This is a genomic window from Glaciecola sp. 33A (genome assembly GCF_002836745.1).
GTDB lineage: Bacteria > Pseudomonadota > Gammaproteobacteria > Enterobacterales > Alteromonadaceae > Glaciecola.
Genome location: NZ_PJAR01000037.1, coordinates 108568 through 124584, shown reverse-complemented (window position 1 = coordinate 124584; position 16017 = coordinate 108568). Strand labels below are relative to the sequence as shown.

General features: G+C 40.1%; 14 protein-coding genes. 4 read left to right on the top strand and 10 right to left on the bottom strand.

What is annotated here, in order from left to right:
* Nucleotides 1-122: 122 nt before the first annotated feature.
* Nucleotides 123-476, bottom strand: coding sequence for a hypothetical protein (locus CXF81_RS08585; protein ID WP_101180954.1), 354 nt, complete (start codon nucleotides 474-476; stop codon nucleotides 123-125).
* A 203-nt stretch (nucleotides 477-679) separates the two neighbouring features.
* Here CXF81_RS08585 and CXF81_RS08580 point away from each other — a divergent pair, with 203 nt between their 5' ends.
* Nucleotides 680-1297, top strand: a complete 618-nt coding sequence (locus CXF81_RS08580; protein WP_101180953.1) for a 3'-5' exonuclease — start codon at nucleotides 680-682, stop codon at nucleotides 1295-1297.
* A gap of 303 nt (nucleotides 1298-1600) precedes the next feature.
* Here CXF81_RS08580 and CXF81_RS08575 read toward each other — a convergent pair whose 3' ends face one another.
* The 6 genes from CXF81_RS08575 to CXF81_RS08550 form a co-directional block, all read right to left on the bottom strand.
* Entirely contained in the window at nucleotides 1601-2932 is a 1332-nt protein-coding gene (locus tag CXF81_RS08575; RefSeq protein ID WP_101180952.1) for a sugar MFS transporter, read from the bottom strand.
* Nucleotides 2933-2967: 35 nt separating this feature from the next.
* On the bottom strand, nucleotides 2968-4125 hold the full coding sequence (gene nagA, locus CXF81_RS08570) for an N-acetylglucosamine-6-phosphate deacetylase (RefSeq protein ID WP_101180951.1): 1158 nt from the start codon (nucleotides 4123-4125) through the stop codon (nucleotides 2968-2970).
* Nucleotides 4122-5120 (bottom strand): glucosamine-6-phosphate deaminase NagB-II, encoded by a 999-nt coding sequence (gene nagB-II / locus CXF81_RS08565; protein WP_101180950.1) that lies wholly within the window; start codon nucleotides 5118-5120, stop codon nucleotides 4122-4124. Before nagB-II ends, nagA begins: the two co-directional genes overlap by 4 nt.
* Before the next feature lie 33 nt (nucleotides 5121-5153).
* Nucleotides 5154-6101 carry an N-acetylglucosamine kinase gene (gene nagK / locus CXF81_RS08560; protein WP_232771854.1) on the bottom strand — a complete coding sequence of 316 codons (948 nt, stop codon included), beginning with the start codon at nucleotides 6099-6101 and terminating at the stop codon, nucleotides 5154-5156.
* Nucleotides 6102-6103: 2 nt separating this feature from the next.
* On the bottom strand, nucleotides 6104-7429 hold the full coding sequence (locus CXF81_RS08555) for a phosphodiester glycosidase family protein (RefSeq protein WP_157825531.1): 1326 nt from the start codon (nucleotides 7427-7429) through the stop codon (nucleotides 6104-6106).
* Between the two features lie 142 nt (nucleotides 7430-7571).
* Nucleotides 7572-10292, bottom strand: coding sequence for a TonB-dependent receptor (locus CXF81_RS08550; protein WP_101180948.1), 2721 nt, complete (start codon nucleotides 10290-10292; stop codon nucleotides 7572-7574).
* 498 nt (nucleotides 10293-10790) lie between these two features.
* Here CXF81_RS08550 and CXF81_RS08545 point away from each other — a divergent pair, with 498 nt between their 5' ends.
* Complete coding sequence (locus tag CXF81_RS08545; RefSeq protein ID WP_101180947.1) at nucleotides 10791-11927, top strand: ROK family transcriptional regulator; 1137 nt, start codon at nucleotides 10791-10793, stop codon at nucleotides 11925-11927.
* A gap of 54 nt (nucleotides 11928-11981) precedes the next feature.
* Here CXF81_RS08545 and CXF81_RS20655 read toward each other — a convergent pair whose 3' ends face one another.
* Both CXF81_RS20655 and CXF81_RS20650 read right to left on the bottom strand, forming a co-directional pair.
* Nucleotides 11982-12128, bottom strand: a complete 147-nt coding sequence (locus CXF81_RS20655; protein ID WP_198556358.1) for a TauD/TfdA family dioxygenase — start codon at nucleotides 12126-12128, stop codon at nucleotides 11982-11984.
* Between the two features lie 3 nt (nucleotides 12129-12131).
* On the bottom strand, nucleotides 12132-12698 hold the full coding sequence (locus tag CXF81_RS20650; protein ID WP_198556357.1) for a TauD/TfdA family dioxygenase: 567 nt from the start codon (nucleotides 12696-12698) through the stop codon (nucleotides 12132-12134).
* A gap of 361 nt (nucleotides 12699-13059) precedes the next feature.
* Here CXF81_RS20650 and CXF81_RS20065 point away from each other — a divergent pair, with 361 nt between their 5' ends.
* Together CXF81_RS20065 and CXF81_RS08530 are read left to right on the top strand one after the other, a co-directional pair.
* Nucleotides 13060-13230, top strand: coding sequence for a hypothetical protein (locus CXF81_RS20065; RefSeq protein ID WP_198556356.1), 171 nt, complete (start codon nucleotides 13060-13062; stop codon nucleotides 13228-13230).
* Between the two features lie 62 nt (nucleotides 13231-13292).
* On the top strand, nucleotides 13293-13496 hold the full coding sequence (locus tag CXF81_RS08530) for a diguanylate cyclase (RefSeq protein WP_101180945.1): 204 nt from the start codon (nucleotides 13293-13295) through the stop codon (nucleotides 13494-13496).
* A 67-nt stretch (nucleotides 13497-13563) separates the two neighbouring features.
* Here CXF81_RS08530 and CXF81_RS08525 read toward each other — a convergent pair whose 3' ends face one another.
* On the bottom strand, nucleotides 13564-15756 hold the full coding sequence (locus tag CXF81_RS08525; RefSeq protein ID WP_101180944.1) for a winged helix-turn-helix domain-containing protein: 2193 nt from the start codon (nucleotides 15754-15756) through the stop codon (nucleotides 13564-13566).
* Nucleotides 15757-16017 lie beyond the last annotated feature (261 nt).

The following is a 16017-nucleotide window of genomic DNA, read 5'->3' as shown; positions in this document are numbered from 1 at the left end:
AAAAATGTGTCAATCGAACTGGTGTTTGCTGTCGCTTCATTCACCTTAAATATCCTTTATTGAGGGTTAATTAACTGGTTTTTCTAATACTGGCATTAAGTGTCGTGTCCGAGTGTGACAATTTATCTCGATTGTTGTGAACGTTTTGTGGGTAAAAAGTACTCAGCAAGCGAACTTATTTTTGCAATGAGCTTACGGTATTCATTCTCATTAAGTATTTCAAAAATAAGCGGTGTCAGTCTTTTTATAACGCGAAAGCAATGTTGTCGCCAATGCGCAGAGAGTAAATGATCACACATCGCTTCTTCGAGAGTCGAAATCACTCTAAAATAGACACGCCTAGTGTCAGCCCCTGTTTGACATTGTTGTGCTCTTTGCAATCCTAAATGTACATAACAATCGATAATATCTACGTCATGACCGCAATTTTGTGCTCTTACAGCTCTTTCATAACTATCAAGTTGGTATTGATACATAAAGCAGTGGCCTTTTAATCTAAATAGTAATCATTCGTATTTATACTAGTGTGCGATGTAGCATACGTCAAGTTTATTTTCGAAGGTGGACTGAGCTTAAAAATGTACAAACAGGTGAAGTCGTTTATACTCCTGCTACGCTAGCTATTTCAGCTTTTTTTGCAATAATTCAAGCCCGCAGAAATACATAAAAGGAATATGGATTGAGGCGTTTAAGTAAACAGGAAATCTCGACATTACCATTATTTGAAGGACTGCCGACAGACGCAACTTATATAGTAAGCGATATACACAAGGCAAAATTGGCAATCGAGCATATATCAGAATACGCGGTACTTGGATTTGATACGGAATCAAAACCATGTTTTTCTAAGGGCGAAATATCCACTGGTCCGCACCTTATTCAGGTAAGTACACTTGAAAAAGTATTTTTATTTCCAGCTGAAGTCACAGAAGCTGTTAATTTATTACTGCCGATATTAGAAAATGTGCAAATAAAGAAAGTCGGATTTGGATTAAAGGCAGATAGCGTTTTACTATCTCGGAAATTTGGTATAGACCTAGCCGGTATTATTGATCTAGCCAATTCAATACAACGCCGATTAAAATTAGAAAATAGTATCGGCGCTCGCAACAGTGTCGCAATGATCCTTCGTAAAAAGCTGTCCAAGATAGTTCAAATGTCTAATTGGTCGGCAAGGCCGCTAAATCCCAAACAAATTCAATACGCAAGTAATGACGCTTATAGTGCGTTAGTCACATACATGCGGTTTATGGATTTAAGATGCGATGATATTAGGACGCGCATAGTGAAGCGTTAGCCTTCGCTGTTTGATGCATAGTTTAACGTTGGTATGTCATTATCAGTTTTACAACTCGTGAGTGCTGCTTCGATCCTTCCCGCTAAACATGTTCAAGAGCTTTCGCCATCTTCTCAGTACTAGATGCCTTGTTTTATCCATGGTTTGATAAGATGCCAACTGCTACTTTCATATTTGGCGCGTCGATGTCGGTCGCATTCATATTTTCAATGGTCATGCTATATAAGGTGCTGATAGCAGCCATATGATTGACATTCATGTCGAACAAGTATCAGTCACCGCTTTTAGATGGCTAAGTTCTACTTATTTTTTTGGTAATAATTGTTGCCAGTCGCGAATTTTATGCCCCAATAATGCATAAAATAATATAAATAAATAGCATGGAAGCCCAACTAAATAAGCAATCTGCATACTATCCATTGAAAAAGATATCTTGCCAAATATTAACGGTAGGATCGCTCCACCAGATATTCCCATTATTAGTAAAGCTGATCCTTGAGCGGTAAATTTACCTAAACCATTTAAAGCTAATGGCCAAACAGCCGGCCAAACCAATGCGTGAGCCAGTCCCATCAAAGCGACAAACGTTATCGGGTCTGGTAGAACTTGAAAGCCTGACCAACCCCATAGGAAATCGGCAATAGTTGTTGACGTTTCAGATGATGTTACGACCCCTAAAATACATAAACTACCGGCAATAGCCGAGCCTATTAGCGCTTTTTCCTGTGAAAGGAATTTAGGAATACAAACAACACCGATTGAATAGCCGATTACCATAAAAAACATAGTGTAAGAAGTTAAACCTGCAAAATTAGTAACATTTAGGTTTGCGCCATATAGTCCAATCGTATCTCCTGCGATAACCTCTACTCCGACATATGCAAACAGAGTTAAGGCTCCTAAAACTACTTGAGGATATTGTAGAACAGACGATTTTGCAGTCGCTTTCTCTTCTTCACTTTCTTCTATATCAATTTCAGGTAGTGGTGAAAATTTGACTAGCGCTATCATAGCGGCCAAAACAAACGCCATTGCAAGGTACGGCGCAATTAACTTATTCGATAAGTCATTGGTTAACTGACTTAGTTCGTTAGCTCCTAAAGAAGACACATGATCTCGTGAAATGTCACCCATGTCTGATAGTACGATTGCTGTAAATACGATAGGTACAATAACACCTGCACTTTTATTAATGATCCCCATAATACTTATGCGCATTGCCGCGCTTTTGACTGGCCCCAAATAGACTATATATGGGTTTGATGCGGTCTGTAATATGGTGAGACCAGTCGCTAAAACGAACAACGCTATCAGAAAAAATAAGTAGTTTGCTGACATTGCCGCCGGTATGTGCAGCAGCGCTCCTGCAGCCATAATAGCAAGTCCAATAGACATGCCGTTCTTGTAACCCGTTTTTCGTAGAATAATAGACATAGGAAAAGCCATAAATGTATACGCAATATAAAATGCAAAAGTAACGAATAGCGCTTGGAATTCAGTTAACTGGCAAATAACTTGTAAAAATGGAATGAGAGATCCATTTAGCCAAGTAACGAAGCCAAAGATAAAAAACAAAATACCGATAATGGACATGGATAGTAAAGTTTGATATTTGGAACTAGATTGATTTGTCATTTTTGGTATGCCTTTTATTCTTGGGACAAGTTAAGTTAATTGATATTAAAAACACATTGTCCGTTAATCCAAGTGGATCTGACACTGTAGTCTTCATTAAGTTGAACAAAATTGGCTTTCTGATCGGGTGCGAGCAATGCAGAAGGCAAAATTGGTAGCCGTGCGGATGTTAAAAATTTGAGTGGATAAAGACTCGCCATTCGAAGAGCCTCATCTTCCATCACGTTTAAAAGGGCGATGCTATTTTTAACTGCTGTCGCCATATTGAGATTAGACCCAGCTAATTCACCTGTTGATGAGGTTAATTTGCCGTTATTACAAGTCACTTTCCTATCAAAAAAATCAAACTCATGGAGTTGCGTTCCGACAGGTGGCATTGCATCAGTGACTAAAAATATGCCTCCCTGTGGCTTAGCTTTTATTGCAAGTTTACAGCTAGCGACACTGACATGGTGTCCATCGACTATTAGGCCACATTGAGCATTGTCATTAAGCAGCGCGCACCCAGTCACACCTGCTTCTCTGGCGCTGACAGGAGACATAGCGTTAAATAAGTGAGTAAATCCTCTGGCGCCAGCATTAATTGCATTATTTGCGCAATCATACGTGGCATTGCTATGACCGATAGACACTATAATGCCTAACGATACCAGCCGTTGTATATCTTCAATGGGCACTAATTCTGGCGCAAGTGTCACTAATATTTGACCGATATCTTGGCGTTCAAAAACTGTCCACTCAGCCTTTGAAAGTGGCCTAATGAACGCTTCACTGTGCGCCCCTTTCTTAGCTATTGATATATGTGGTCCTTCGAAGTGGATACCTATAATACCCAGCGTTTTCTGCTTTATAGCTGCACTAATTGCATCAGCTGCCATTCGCATGACCTGTATATCATCCGTGATAATCGTTGGTAACATTGCGGTTGTGCCAAACATTGAATGTGTAGACACTATTTTTTGAAGACTATGCAATGTTGGATTTGAATTAAACAAAACAGATCCGCCACCGTTTACCTGAAGATCAACAAAACCAGGCGCAACCAAACCATCAACAAACACATCACAATGCGCACTATCTTTTTGTAGCGAGGAAATTACGCCGTTCTGTATCGTCATAACAATATCATGGTGATATTGTTTACCGTCAAAAAGTCGATTTGCACGCACTCTTTTGCAATTTTTTGAAATCATGTCGTTTGTGTTACTTTTTTTAGCCCCGTCGGTTTATCCGGATTAAGTCCAAGAGCAACTGATATATTGGCTATATCGATGTAGAAGCGTTGTAATATTAATAGTGGAGCCAATCTGGGATGAATTTCCAAGCCCGCTTGACCTATAAAAATAACTCGACCGTTTCTTTTAATAATTTCATGTATTTGTTGGCTATGAGACGCTTCACACTCGTCTTTAACGACACAGTTTAAAATGTGTATGCCTTTATCAACAAGCGTAATCGGGCCATGAAGAAATTCAGCACTACTGAATGCTTCCGCGTGAATGCTACATACTTCTTTGAGCTTTAACGCCATCTCGTTTGCAATTCCAAGGCTGATACCTCGGCTCAGAACGACCATATTCTTAATCTGTTCAAAATCAGCCGGCAGCAGTTGAATATCCTTAGCAATGACCTCTTTCATCACCGCAGGAAGTCGTTTCAAAGATGAATACAGTTCGTTGTTTTTAGACCATACAGAGATTAAGTGAACCATTGCTGATAGGGTCGCTAAATAGCTTTTTGTCGCAGCTACTGATACTTCTTTCCCTGCGCGAATGGGCAGCACTTCATCGACGATATCTTTTAGTGGAGATGTTTCATCATTCACCATTGCAATGCAATATGCACCGCCGGTCTTAGCCATCTTTGCCTGTTCAATTATATCAGGGCTTCTGCCTGACTGAGATATAACGATAACGACAGCTGAATTTAATTTTAATTGTTTTTTATAGATACTGGAAACAGAGGGTGCTGCTGAACATGTTGGAATGTTCAGCTCTATTTCAATTAAATACTTGGCGAAAACACCGGCGTGATCAGATGAACCTCGACCAATAATCATCACCATTTTGGGGTCTAATGATATAAGTTTATGAGCAATTTTTTGCACTATCTTATCATTTAATTCAATCTGTTTTTGAATCACTAACGGTGATTGTCTGGCTTCACTTTCCATTATCGTGTTGGTCATAGAATTGCAGTTCCCTTCTTTACTACTTATTAATTAACATCTATTAGGTATTTTTCTTGCACTTAACGCGTTTTGTTTTATTGCATACAGCACGGCTCCAACCTCAGGAGGAGACAACGAGGGAGCCAAGCGTAGCTGTAATTCTGCATCTAAGTATGGAGTAATGAATGCAGTCAATCCGCCAATAAGTGTTATCCTGGGTGGCGTGGTGTCGTCTAATAATCTTGCCATTGTATTAATATACTCAGCACCTTCTTTTATAATAGCCAAGGCTACCTGGTCATCTTCCTGGGCTGCGAGGAAAACTACATTTGCTACAGAAGCAAATATTGACGAGGGTTTAGATGCAAATTTTGCGACAATATCCTCGGCGTTATTTACTTGCAACTCTTCTAGTAAAAAATTGAGCATGGAGGTTTTAGGTCCGATTTTATCTAGTGAAAGCAGCGATGCCTCAACCGCTTGTAGACCAAACCAAGCACCGCTTCCTTTATCACCTTGGGGGAACCCATGAGCACCAATTATTGTTGACTGGCCTTTAACATATGAATATCCGCATGATCCTGTTCCCGAAATCATCACCGCTCCGTCGCGCCCATTGTGAGCACCTAAACAAGCTATTAATAAATCTGTTGTTATATATTTAGCTTTAAACGGAGACTTCCACTCACTCATTTCTTTATACATTTGGGGAACGTTAGCTCCGGCTAATCCAATCCCTGCGATCACACTACCTAAATGTAAATCACCGAGTGTTAAATATTTTGATTTCGCTTGCTCAAGCGCAATTTTTGCTGACTCTACAATGGAATTTTTGGCTAGTTCAACGCCATAAACTGGGTTACCCGGGCCTGAGATCCCGACACCTAAAATGGTTTGATTATGGTCCATTAACACGGCTTTACATTTGGTTCCGCCGCCGTCGATCCCTAGGAATATAGATCCGTCGAAAAAAGTTGTATCGTTTGTTGGTTTTGACACCGTCACTCCTTAGTATTGGAAATAAAAATTAATGCGTCTGCAACCTTGCGTTCACCATTTGGATCAGATGGTGAGCCGGTTAATTTCCCCTGCACGTACATGGCGCTTGAACCACCACCATCTAAATTGATCGCATCGCTCGCATCCAATGAACGCATAACATCAGCCATTTCATGTATGGAGGCTCCAACACTAATTTTTGGGTTTCGGCCATAAATCACCACAATAAAAAGCACGCCGCTTTCAGTTACCCCTGCAGCTGTTCGGGGGTGACGTTGATTTACCCAATTATCAAAAAACGCTCTGCGATTATTGGGTTCAATTCTTTTCGCTACATTGCTTACGTCTCTAGCGTCTAGTGATTCCAGTGCTGTTCTTTTTGAACAAGGATCCCAGCCTTGGATTGCCCAATATTTTTCCTGATTAGCGCCATCCATTAATAAAGTAGGTCCGCCATTAATGATATATAGGTCATCCCTCATTTCAATGAGTTCACCACTGTCATAAATACTGATTTGTACAGATGCAGTTGTCTGTTCTTTTTTATACTGTTTTAGCAATGCTTGTTTGTGTCCGGATGCGGTAACTAAGTAATGACCCGCTGGGACAGTCACTGGATGGGTATTAACAGAAGTAAAGTAGATACCTCCATTCTCATTTATCCAGAAGGTTGCTTGGTCTTTTAGTATTGCCGGTGGTATCTGTCCAAAATGCTTATCATAGACAATAATTTCATTCTTGTTTTGACAAACAACGTCGTGATTTGCTCTGATGACGTCGTTTTTTTGTGCATAACCACAGTTAAATATAAGACCTGAACGTCGATTGATCCCATCTATCGTTAGGGTCTTTTCCCCAATCGATATGCTTAGTTTGGTAACAACATCTTTCAATATTTTGAATCGATACGGGGATGACTTTTCGATAAGAAGGGCGGGGCGATTAATTACAGCTTCACTGACAAGTTGTCCACCAATAACCGCAACCCCCGCTGGGTCTCCAGGGGTTCCTTGTTCGTGTTTATAGACAAAGAAGCCGCCATTAACCGCGGCATCTGCGTTAGCTTGTTTTGCTATTTTAGACACAGTTTTAGTGCGTTTTATCACATTATGTGCAAGTGCTGATTGTATAATTCCTTGGTATTTTGATGGCTCTACTTTTAAGATGCTAATTTCAAAATTACCAGCTGTGTAGGGCTGTATCGATGCATCTGACGCAGCGAAGTCAAGCTGATAGTAGGTCAGTCCTGGCACAATTGACGTCTTCTCAACTAACTGGACTGACTCTTGCGAACCAATATTTAATCTGGGTAAGGTGTCACTAGCCAAAGCTTTAGACTGAACGACAGATTGACACAATAAAAAAATTATAAACAAAAATTTATTGAATGAGTGAGGCATCGTTTAAACCTTATTGAATAAAAAATTCTGGGAGGTATCCTTACGCCCCCAGAAAGGGACGACACAATCTTTAAAACGCGTAACGAACCCCAGCGATAAATCGTCTATCAATCTGAGTTAAGTCATACGGTGTATTTTGAACTGAACGGTTAATTTCTTGCTCAGATAACAAATTCAAGCCTTGTATTTGAATTTGTAGCGACTCAGTTACGTCATAACTAGCAGAAAAATCCAGTTGTCCATATGCTTCCTGCCACTGAGGAACACCAGCAGTAGAAGCAAAAGCGACTAAGTATTCATCGCGCCATGTGTAAGAGACCCTTGCATTAAAGTTTTCAACGTCGTAATAAACAGCTAAATTAAAGCTACTATCTGACAATCCTGGTAAACCGGAATTTCTAACATCTCCAGAATCAGAATATTGGGCTTCACTGTCAATAAGGGTGTAATTCATGAGTAGACCAAAATCATCCATAGATTCGCTTATAAAACCGAGCCTAGATTGATAAGCCAGCTCTAAACCGGTTATTGTTGCCGAGACACCGTTTGCAGGTTGAGTGAAAATAATCGGACCTGTTACCAATACGCCATCGCTTTGACGAGGGAATATCTTTTCTTCAGTAAAGGAAGATGTATCAATAAAACCATCTAAATCTTTATAAAAAACATTGATAGAAGCAATCGCTTCGTTGGTAAAATACCATTCAAGCCCTAGATCATAATTATCAGCAGTAAACGGCTGTAGATCTGGGTTACCTCTTGTTCCTAAGCCGCCACCTTCGTCAATACCATTGAAACTTTCAAATGCGGCAAGCTCGCCCAAAGCTGGTCTACTTAAACTTTTAAAATAGGCGCTTCGAATAACAATATCATCATTTAATTCGTAACGAATATTGATGTTTGGTAGAACTTCTTGGTAATCGCTTGTCAGCGTTACAGGACTAAATGCGCCGGGGTCACGAGAATCTGTCGTGGATTGTGCACCTATAGATTGGTCTGTTTTGACGAATCTCAAACCGGTACTGATGTTTACTTTCTCCGACACATCAATATTAGCCTGAGCATAAATAGCGATAGTTTCTTCTTTAAGATTATAGGAATTAATAAGCCCAAAGGGGACATTTACGTCTAAGGCTGTTCCTTCGATACCCGAGCCGTCAGCATTAAAGAAAACTGATTTAATTTTATCAGCATTTCCACCAATTAACGTTGAAGGGGCAAAACCTGCACCATCAACTTGAAACCTTTCTAATGAGGTAAACACGTCTTCAAGGGTAGGTAAATCTGTTCGACGATTCAGTGCAGTGGTGCCGTCAGCTAAAAAGTTATTCGCTCGAAGATTCGCTCTGGATTGTTTGCGTTTCAATTCTCTATCAGTGACTCGGATCCCAAAATCAACTGTCAGTAAATCGTTATCGTAATAGGTAAAGTCAAACTTCATTGTTGTATTTGAATCTTCTTGCTCTATTGGCCGACGAATAAATACATTCAATACAAACTCTTCTGGGTTACTAGTAAAGTCTGTGCCTGGGGTAGACCACTCAAGGTAATCATCTTGCATTACATAACTTACATCGGCGACTACAAAATTGCCATCTGTATTCATGCGTCTAAATGAAAACAAGTCATTGCTATTTGTTTTTTCACGACTGAAAAAACCTAGATATGGAGAGAATGTTAGATTATCTGAAATATCCCAATCAGCACTTAACGTAAATTGATTGACATCTTCCTCCACCAAGGCCTGACTGGCGCCTATGCGTTGTTGCACACCCGTTAAAGTCGCTTGCGTTGCAACCCCATCTTGTATCACCGTGTTGGTAACCGCAGTAATATTACTTTCTGAAGGTGCGTCCAATATTGTACTTCTTCGATCGGCATCAATGGTACCGATTAATGCCCTTGCTTTGATGTCTAATTTTTCGTTGGGCCGCCATTGAGCCGTGACTACACCGCCTAATGTTTCTCTTTCTTCGGTTGCGTGACCAAAACTTTCGATTCTCGGATAAAGTGCATCGAGTTGTTCTTGAGTCGCGCCGCCTGGTTCACTTACGTCAGGCCCAATCCAAACACTCGACAAGGGCGAGTGACTGCTGCCTCGTATCTGACTGTATTGCAAGTCAAGATCCGAATAGACTAACGCAGCGTTGATCCCAAAGGTATCGTTCCAATTGCGGTTAAATACGATGGACGCTTTAGGACTGCTGGAGCCAGAGTTTTCACTGTAGTTGTTGTATATCGATACATTTAATACTGGTTTTTCTGTTGAAAGAGGATCCGGAGTGTTCAACGAAACACTACCTGCAATGCCGCCTTCAACTTGATCTGCAGTAACAGATTTAGATATTTCTACGCTACTGAATAATTCAGCAGGAAATATTTCAAATGAGAAACCACGTCCTCCATCACTGCCTCCGGCTAACATTCCATTAACTTCTGTTGAAGTGAATTCAGGGCCAAGGCCTCTTAAATTAATTGCGGTTCCTTCACCCGATGGATTTCTATTTAGCGTAACTCCAGGAACACGTTGAAGTGCTTCGGACAGATTGGCTTCCGGAAACTTTCCGATGTCCTCAGCGGTAATGACATCTACTACCTTGTTGGCAAATCGTTTTTGATTTAATGATTTTAACAGACTACCTCGCACACCGGTTACGGTGATCAGCTCCACGTCTTTTTGTGATGGTTCAGGTGTTTCTTGGGCAAGTGCAGGTGTACTCAGTGCAAGAGTGATAGACGCGGCCAAAATGCATTTAGGCATATAGATGGTTGTGTTTGGTTGCTGTTTCATAATATTTACCGAACTCCTGATTTTCCTAATGAGTATTATAGGAAGCAAAATATTGCCTCGTTGCTTTTTGAAAAAATGATCCTAAAGCAAGCTAAATGTCGATATAAGTCGAGGCCATTCAATTCAGTGCTTACTTAAACATCCTCAAATTAGAGGAGTCAGCACGTTGGTTATGGTGAAACACAAACTTAATTACCGAACTGGTACTTAAGTTAGCGATTAGACGTTAATTAGTCAACCATTAAATACCAATTTGTTATTTAATTAATAAAAGTAGGTATTTAAAAGGTATTGATTTATCATGTATTATTAATTAAATCGTATTAAAAACAAAAGATTCCGGGTTTAATTGTTAATATGTTTAAATTTAATTTAATACCCTGTTGGTACTTAATATACTATTTTAAATGATGAATTGGATAGTAATGTTAACAATAGGTAAGCTTACTGCGAAAGTAACAACACAACTAATGCACTATTAAAGATAAGGACCGTAAATTGCACGCGCAAATTCAGCACCAATCTGTTTCAGAAATTGAAAAAAAATTAAACTCCAGCCATAAGAGGGTGATCGAGGTTATCCGGCGTAACAGAAAATCTACGCGTGCGGAAATTGCCAAAGCGACGGGCCTATCGACACAATCTTTAACTCGACTGACCAAACATCTTATTGGTTTGGGTATCATTTCCGAACATTCCCGCGCAGAAGGCAAACGCGGCCAACCTGCAATTTATTTAACCCTAAATAAAAATGTTTTTTTATGTGTTGGGGTCGTCTTTGAACACGACCGGGTTACAGTCGTTTTGAATGATTTCAATACGGATACTATTACTAGCTATTGTGAAGAGGGGACATTTCTCTCTGCTAAAAAAGTAACGTCGACAGCAATTCTGATGCTCGATAAACTATTTTCAGAAATTGATCAAAACGCCACAGTTCTCGGAATAGGTGTCTCTATTTCAGGATTTTTTACCAATATTGACGGCCAAATTTGTTCACAACAAGATCCTCTAGGTTGGTCTACTGTGGATTTTCAAACAATGTTTGCCGCAAGGTATCGATGCCAATGCTTTGTTGAAAACGATGGTAATGCTGCTTCGATCGGTTTTTCTCTTACAAAAAGAGGAGCAGAAATACAGAGTTTCTTTTTATTACTTTTTACCTTAGATGTTGGCGGCGGTTTTGTTTTTAACGGTAGGTTAGTGGATGGCGCATTTGGTAATGCAGGCGAGATTTCAGCACTATTTGGTTCAAACGGTAACATGCCCAGACCCACAATAGGCTCATTGCAACAATACTTGAGTGATGCAACAGGAAAAACGATATCAATTAGCGATATCCAGACCGCGATTGGTGTTCAAGATCCAATAGTGGAATCTTGGGTTATCGCTTGCATTGAATCTATGAAGTACCCACTCAAAGCAATTCAAAGCTTACTTGACCCTGAAGCGATTGTTTTTGCTGGTAGGCTGCCGCAAGAACTTCAACATAAACTTGCAAAAAATGCGTATATTTCAAGTCCCTCGTTTGGCGGTTTTAGTGCGCCAAAGCCCAACATACATGTCTCTGATAGCAGGAATATACTGACAAAGGGTGCGACCTCGATACCTGCTTTTTACTTTTTTAATAGGTGAAGTTTTTATGACGTGGTCATCTTCCCTGGCCAAAAGTAGATTGATCAGGGAGGGTCACTTAGACGCATAGCGATAAGGCACCCCGTATTCAGTGAGTATTTTGAAGTAATTCGGATGCGGCTGTTTTAAGGTATTAGCGACGACAGTGGCATCCACAAATAAAATGTTGCCACCTTTTGCATCATTGATCCTGCAATGCAAGAATTAAATACCCGGAGCAAGCTCTTCTGCAGGTAAATCAGTGTGCAACTCAAGCGCCTTATTAGTGTAAGCAAGGTTTTCAGGATTGGCTTTGGATTTGACATCAAAGGTGTAACCAGAAAAAGATGGACGCACCGTTCCAAACAGTTCGCATAAGGTCTTCAGCCCTTTGTCAGAATTTGGCATATACTGAATTAAGGCGATACCTTCATCCAACATTGCTTCCGCCCAGTCGGCTACATTGGGCGGGTTAAGCATGACATTATCGTAGTTAAAACGCGCCATGTCCGAATAGTGATCACCATACCAATTCTCACGAACACGAACGGCCAAATCACCATGATTGCAGCCCTTGTGCCAAAGCTCAAGCCAACGTAGGTCGTATCGGCTTTCAAATCCATCGCTCCAAATAATATCCAGTGATTCGTTACCCAACCTGGCGCTGGTGGCATGCAGATCATCAGATTCATCAAGAATGTCAAAGGTAGGTTCTTGCCTGCTGCTATCCCATGAGATGACGCAATTATCGCGTAACCAACAGTAATTGAAATACACCATCTCTCCGTTCATAGTTCTGAATTGAGTCCATATTCATGTTCGTTAGTGAAGTCGAAGTAGAGACGTACTCTTTACCGGTTAAGGGATTTCCTAAGCAATTTTTGATTCTTTATCATTCAGCAAAAGCGATCACAACAACAACCAAACATGAAATAAAACCAAAAGTGTTAGCAACAAATGCGCTAGTTGTTTCACTGCAGCGGTGGCTCCTTTATAATGGTAAAACATCACTTAGAAGAGGTTAGCGAGATTATAGAGATTGAGCATCAGGGTATTTTTGTGAAAGTCTCAAGTAGTGATGTTAGGGTGACCTATCGCGTTGTTAGGTAAAGTTATAATCGCAGTTTTTAAACACCATATAATTAGAGAACAGATGTCTGAAAAAAAAGTTAAATTTGAGTTCGAAAAGCAAAATAAAAATAGTGTTCGTTACAAAGAGGTCCCAGAAGATGGCATGCCACCAGTGATTGGTAGCATTTATGTGCAAAAGTGGTTTGCTGGAGAGAGTAAGAAAATAGAATTGGTCATTACTAAAAAAGAGTAAACTAACGGGCGTTTATGCCGAGCTAGCTTGTTGACGGATAGTTCATTGATTCAAGAAATGCGATGTCTCAGGCTGAACGAATGTTGACCACTGAAGTGAGTAAGAAAGATTCAATGGTGGTGGCTATTTTAGACGTCGATAATTTTAAAGTAATTGATGATACTTATGGACATGATTTGGATGATAAGGTGCTTCAAAATCTTGCATATATCATTTCTAATGCACTTCGAGAAACTGATGTGGTCGGTCTATATGGACGCGACTAATTCAGACGTTTACTAAACATGCCAAAAGCGCACTCAAGTAACCTTTTTCCATATTCAGTTATGAAACCTATAGTAAAGGATGAATTAGTTTTTTAATATCAGATTGCGCTGACTTGCCGCTTGTGAAGAGAAGTTCTTGTTTGTTTAGGTTTATTGAAATCTCTTGATAGCCCGATACCTTATTAAGCGGTAAACGCGATAATTCCACTAATGACTGTTGAGCAAAATCGTAACGCAGATGTAATTGATGATCTATTTTATTAGTACTAAAATAAATTGCATTATTGGCGTAGACCCATGAGAAACGTTCATTGAATATCTCGCCAGAAAGTTTTAAGAAGGTGTCTCCTTCAAGTTCTTTTTGCCACAGACCGCTCTCTCTCCGAGTATACAACAACGTTGTTGGCGACGTCATAATGCCGTAGCGCCCGCCGTCAAAAGTTAGACGAGTTGATGAGCCATCGGCTATCGAAATCTCGAATAAGTCAATGAATTTATCGGTATATACTGCCGAGATAACGGCGCTATCATTCCAATTCCAAGTTGGCCTATTGTGTAATTTAAAAGCAGTATCAACCGTCGTCACTTTTTTTGATTTAACATCAATAATATGTATTTTATCAGTGTTTGTATTTTCTATTGGTGCAAGAAAAGCGACTTTATCGCCTTTCCTTGACCATCTTGGATAATTAACCGATTGTTTTAAAAAAGTAAGCTGTTGTCGGTTCATTCCCTTATCATCAGCTATCCATAACTCATAATATCCAGACTCGTTTGAGACATAAACAATGGCATTGGCTGGCGCCGAGTAGTCGGGATAAAGATGGCTAAATTCAGATTCTATTACGGGGAACGGGCTACTCATTGCATCTTTGTCTATCTGCAATTTTGTAATGTAGTATCGTTCATTTTGATACTGATAAAACAGTTCGCCCGTATTTTTTGCGAATGATGGATAACTAAATCCCTCTATGCTCAGTGATTGCGATTGTTTTGTGTCGATGTTAATAATATGTCCGCGTTTGATATCGGCGCGTTGTGCAGCATAAATTAAGTGTTTGCCATCGGGGTGCCAAGCTAATCCGACGATATCCTCTTCGTTAGTGACTAAGGTTTGTTCCTCACCGCTTAGAATGTCAATAAGCAATATATCTTCGGAATACCAATAGTTTCGGCGACTAATTGCTAATGATTTTCCATCCGGTGAAAATGCGATATCACGGTCTTTGTAGCCGCAATCTATATTGCAAGAAAAACGCACGGGTTTTGCGTTCTCAGTAGTTAAATCAACAATATAAATGCCCGTATTCCCTGTGGATGCGTCATATCCACGAAAAGCTAACTGCGTATCGTCAGGCGAAATATCTAGATAGTTATAGCCCCCAACAGACGGGCAGTTGGCTACTTGTCTTTCTTGATTAGTTGTCACTTTCATTTCAACGATATCGCATATAGATTCCGCTCTATTTCGGCGAGAAAAGTAAAGAAACTGACCGTCGTTGCTCCATACCGAAATACTTTGTTCAGCGTCATCAAAGGTGAGTTGTCTGGCTCGCAGTTGTGGTTGCGTGAGGTCGACCATGTACATATTGGTTTGACCATCGGGACGTTCCCATGCGTAGACCAGATATTGTCCGTTAGGTGAGGCTGAAGGGTGAATTTCGCTTCCTGGATCTCGCGTTATTCGTTCGATCTCAGTCATTACTGGACGTCCGGCAGACCCCGAGAAAAGGGTAAACCATAATGTAGTGCTCACCATTACTAAGGCTACTGCGATTACAATTACAAAATGTCGTTTCTGGTATTTGTCTTTGTTTAGAGGAGGTACACCATTTGCAGCTTCTGCAAAATCGTCATTTTTATTGGTATTAATAAGGTTGAAATCGCTCTGCCAAATGGGTTGTATGAGCAGTTGATAACCGCCTTTACGGATAGTCTTGATAACTTCGGTGACGTTTGTTTCGTCCTGACTGCCTGTTTTATTTCCCTCACTATCCTGCACGGTTAAGTCAATTAAGTTTTGGCGCAAGTGCCAAATAGTATTGGTGAGGGCTTTTTCGCCAACGTAGCTGTTATTATTCCAAATTTTATCAATAAGTTCTTTTCGCGGAATAACCCGTGGATAATGCAATGCGAGATAAACGAGTACCTCCATGTACTTTGGTTGCAGTGCTTGAATGCAACCATTGTCAAAGTGAATTGAAAAATCAGCTGGTTGAATTAGGCAGTTGCCTATTCGGAACGTATTAGTCGGCCCCATCTACATTACATCCCTTTTTCACAGTTTTAAACTCGCCTTTCAACTTCTTTCAACCCCTGTTTGAGTTTACGGGTTAAGCCTTATTCACGCAACAAATCGAAGATAATAGCGCTGTACTTATTATTTACATTAAATGTTTTTATTAAAAAAAACGAAGGTTGGGGCTAAGATTTTGTTTTTATTAAATAAAATGCTTAGAGATATTTTAGAGATATAAAAGCGAGTTGTTACAGATTGTATGTAACCTGAATCCAAAATATA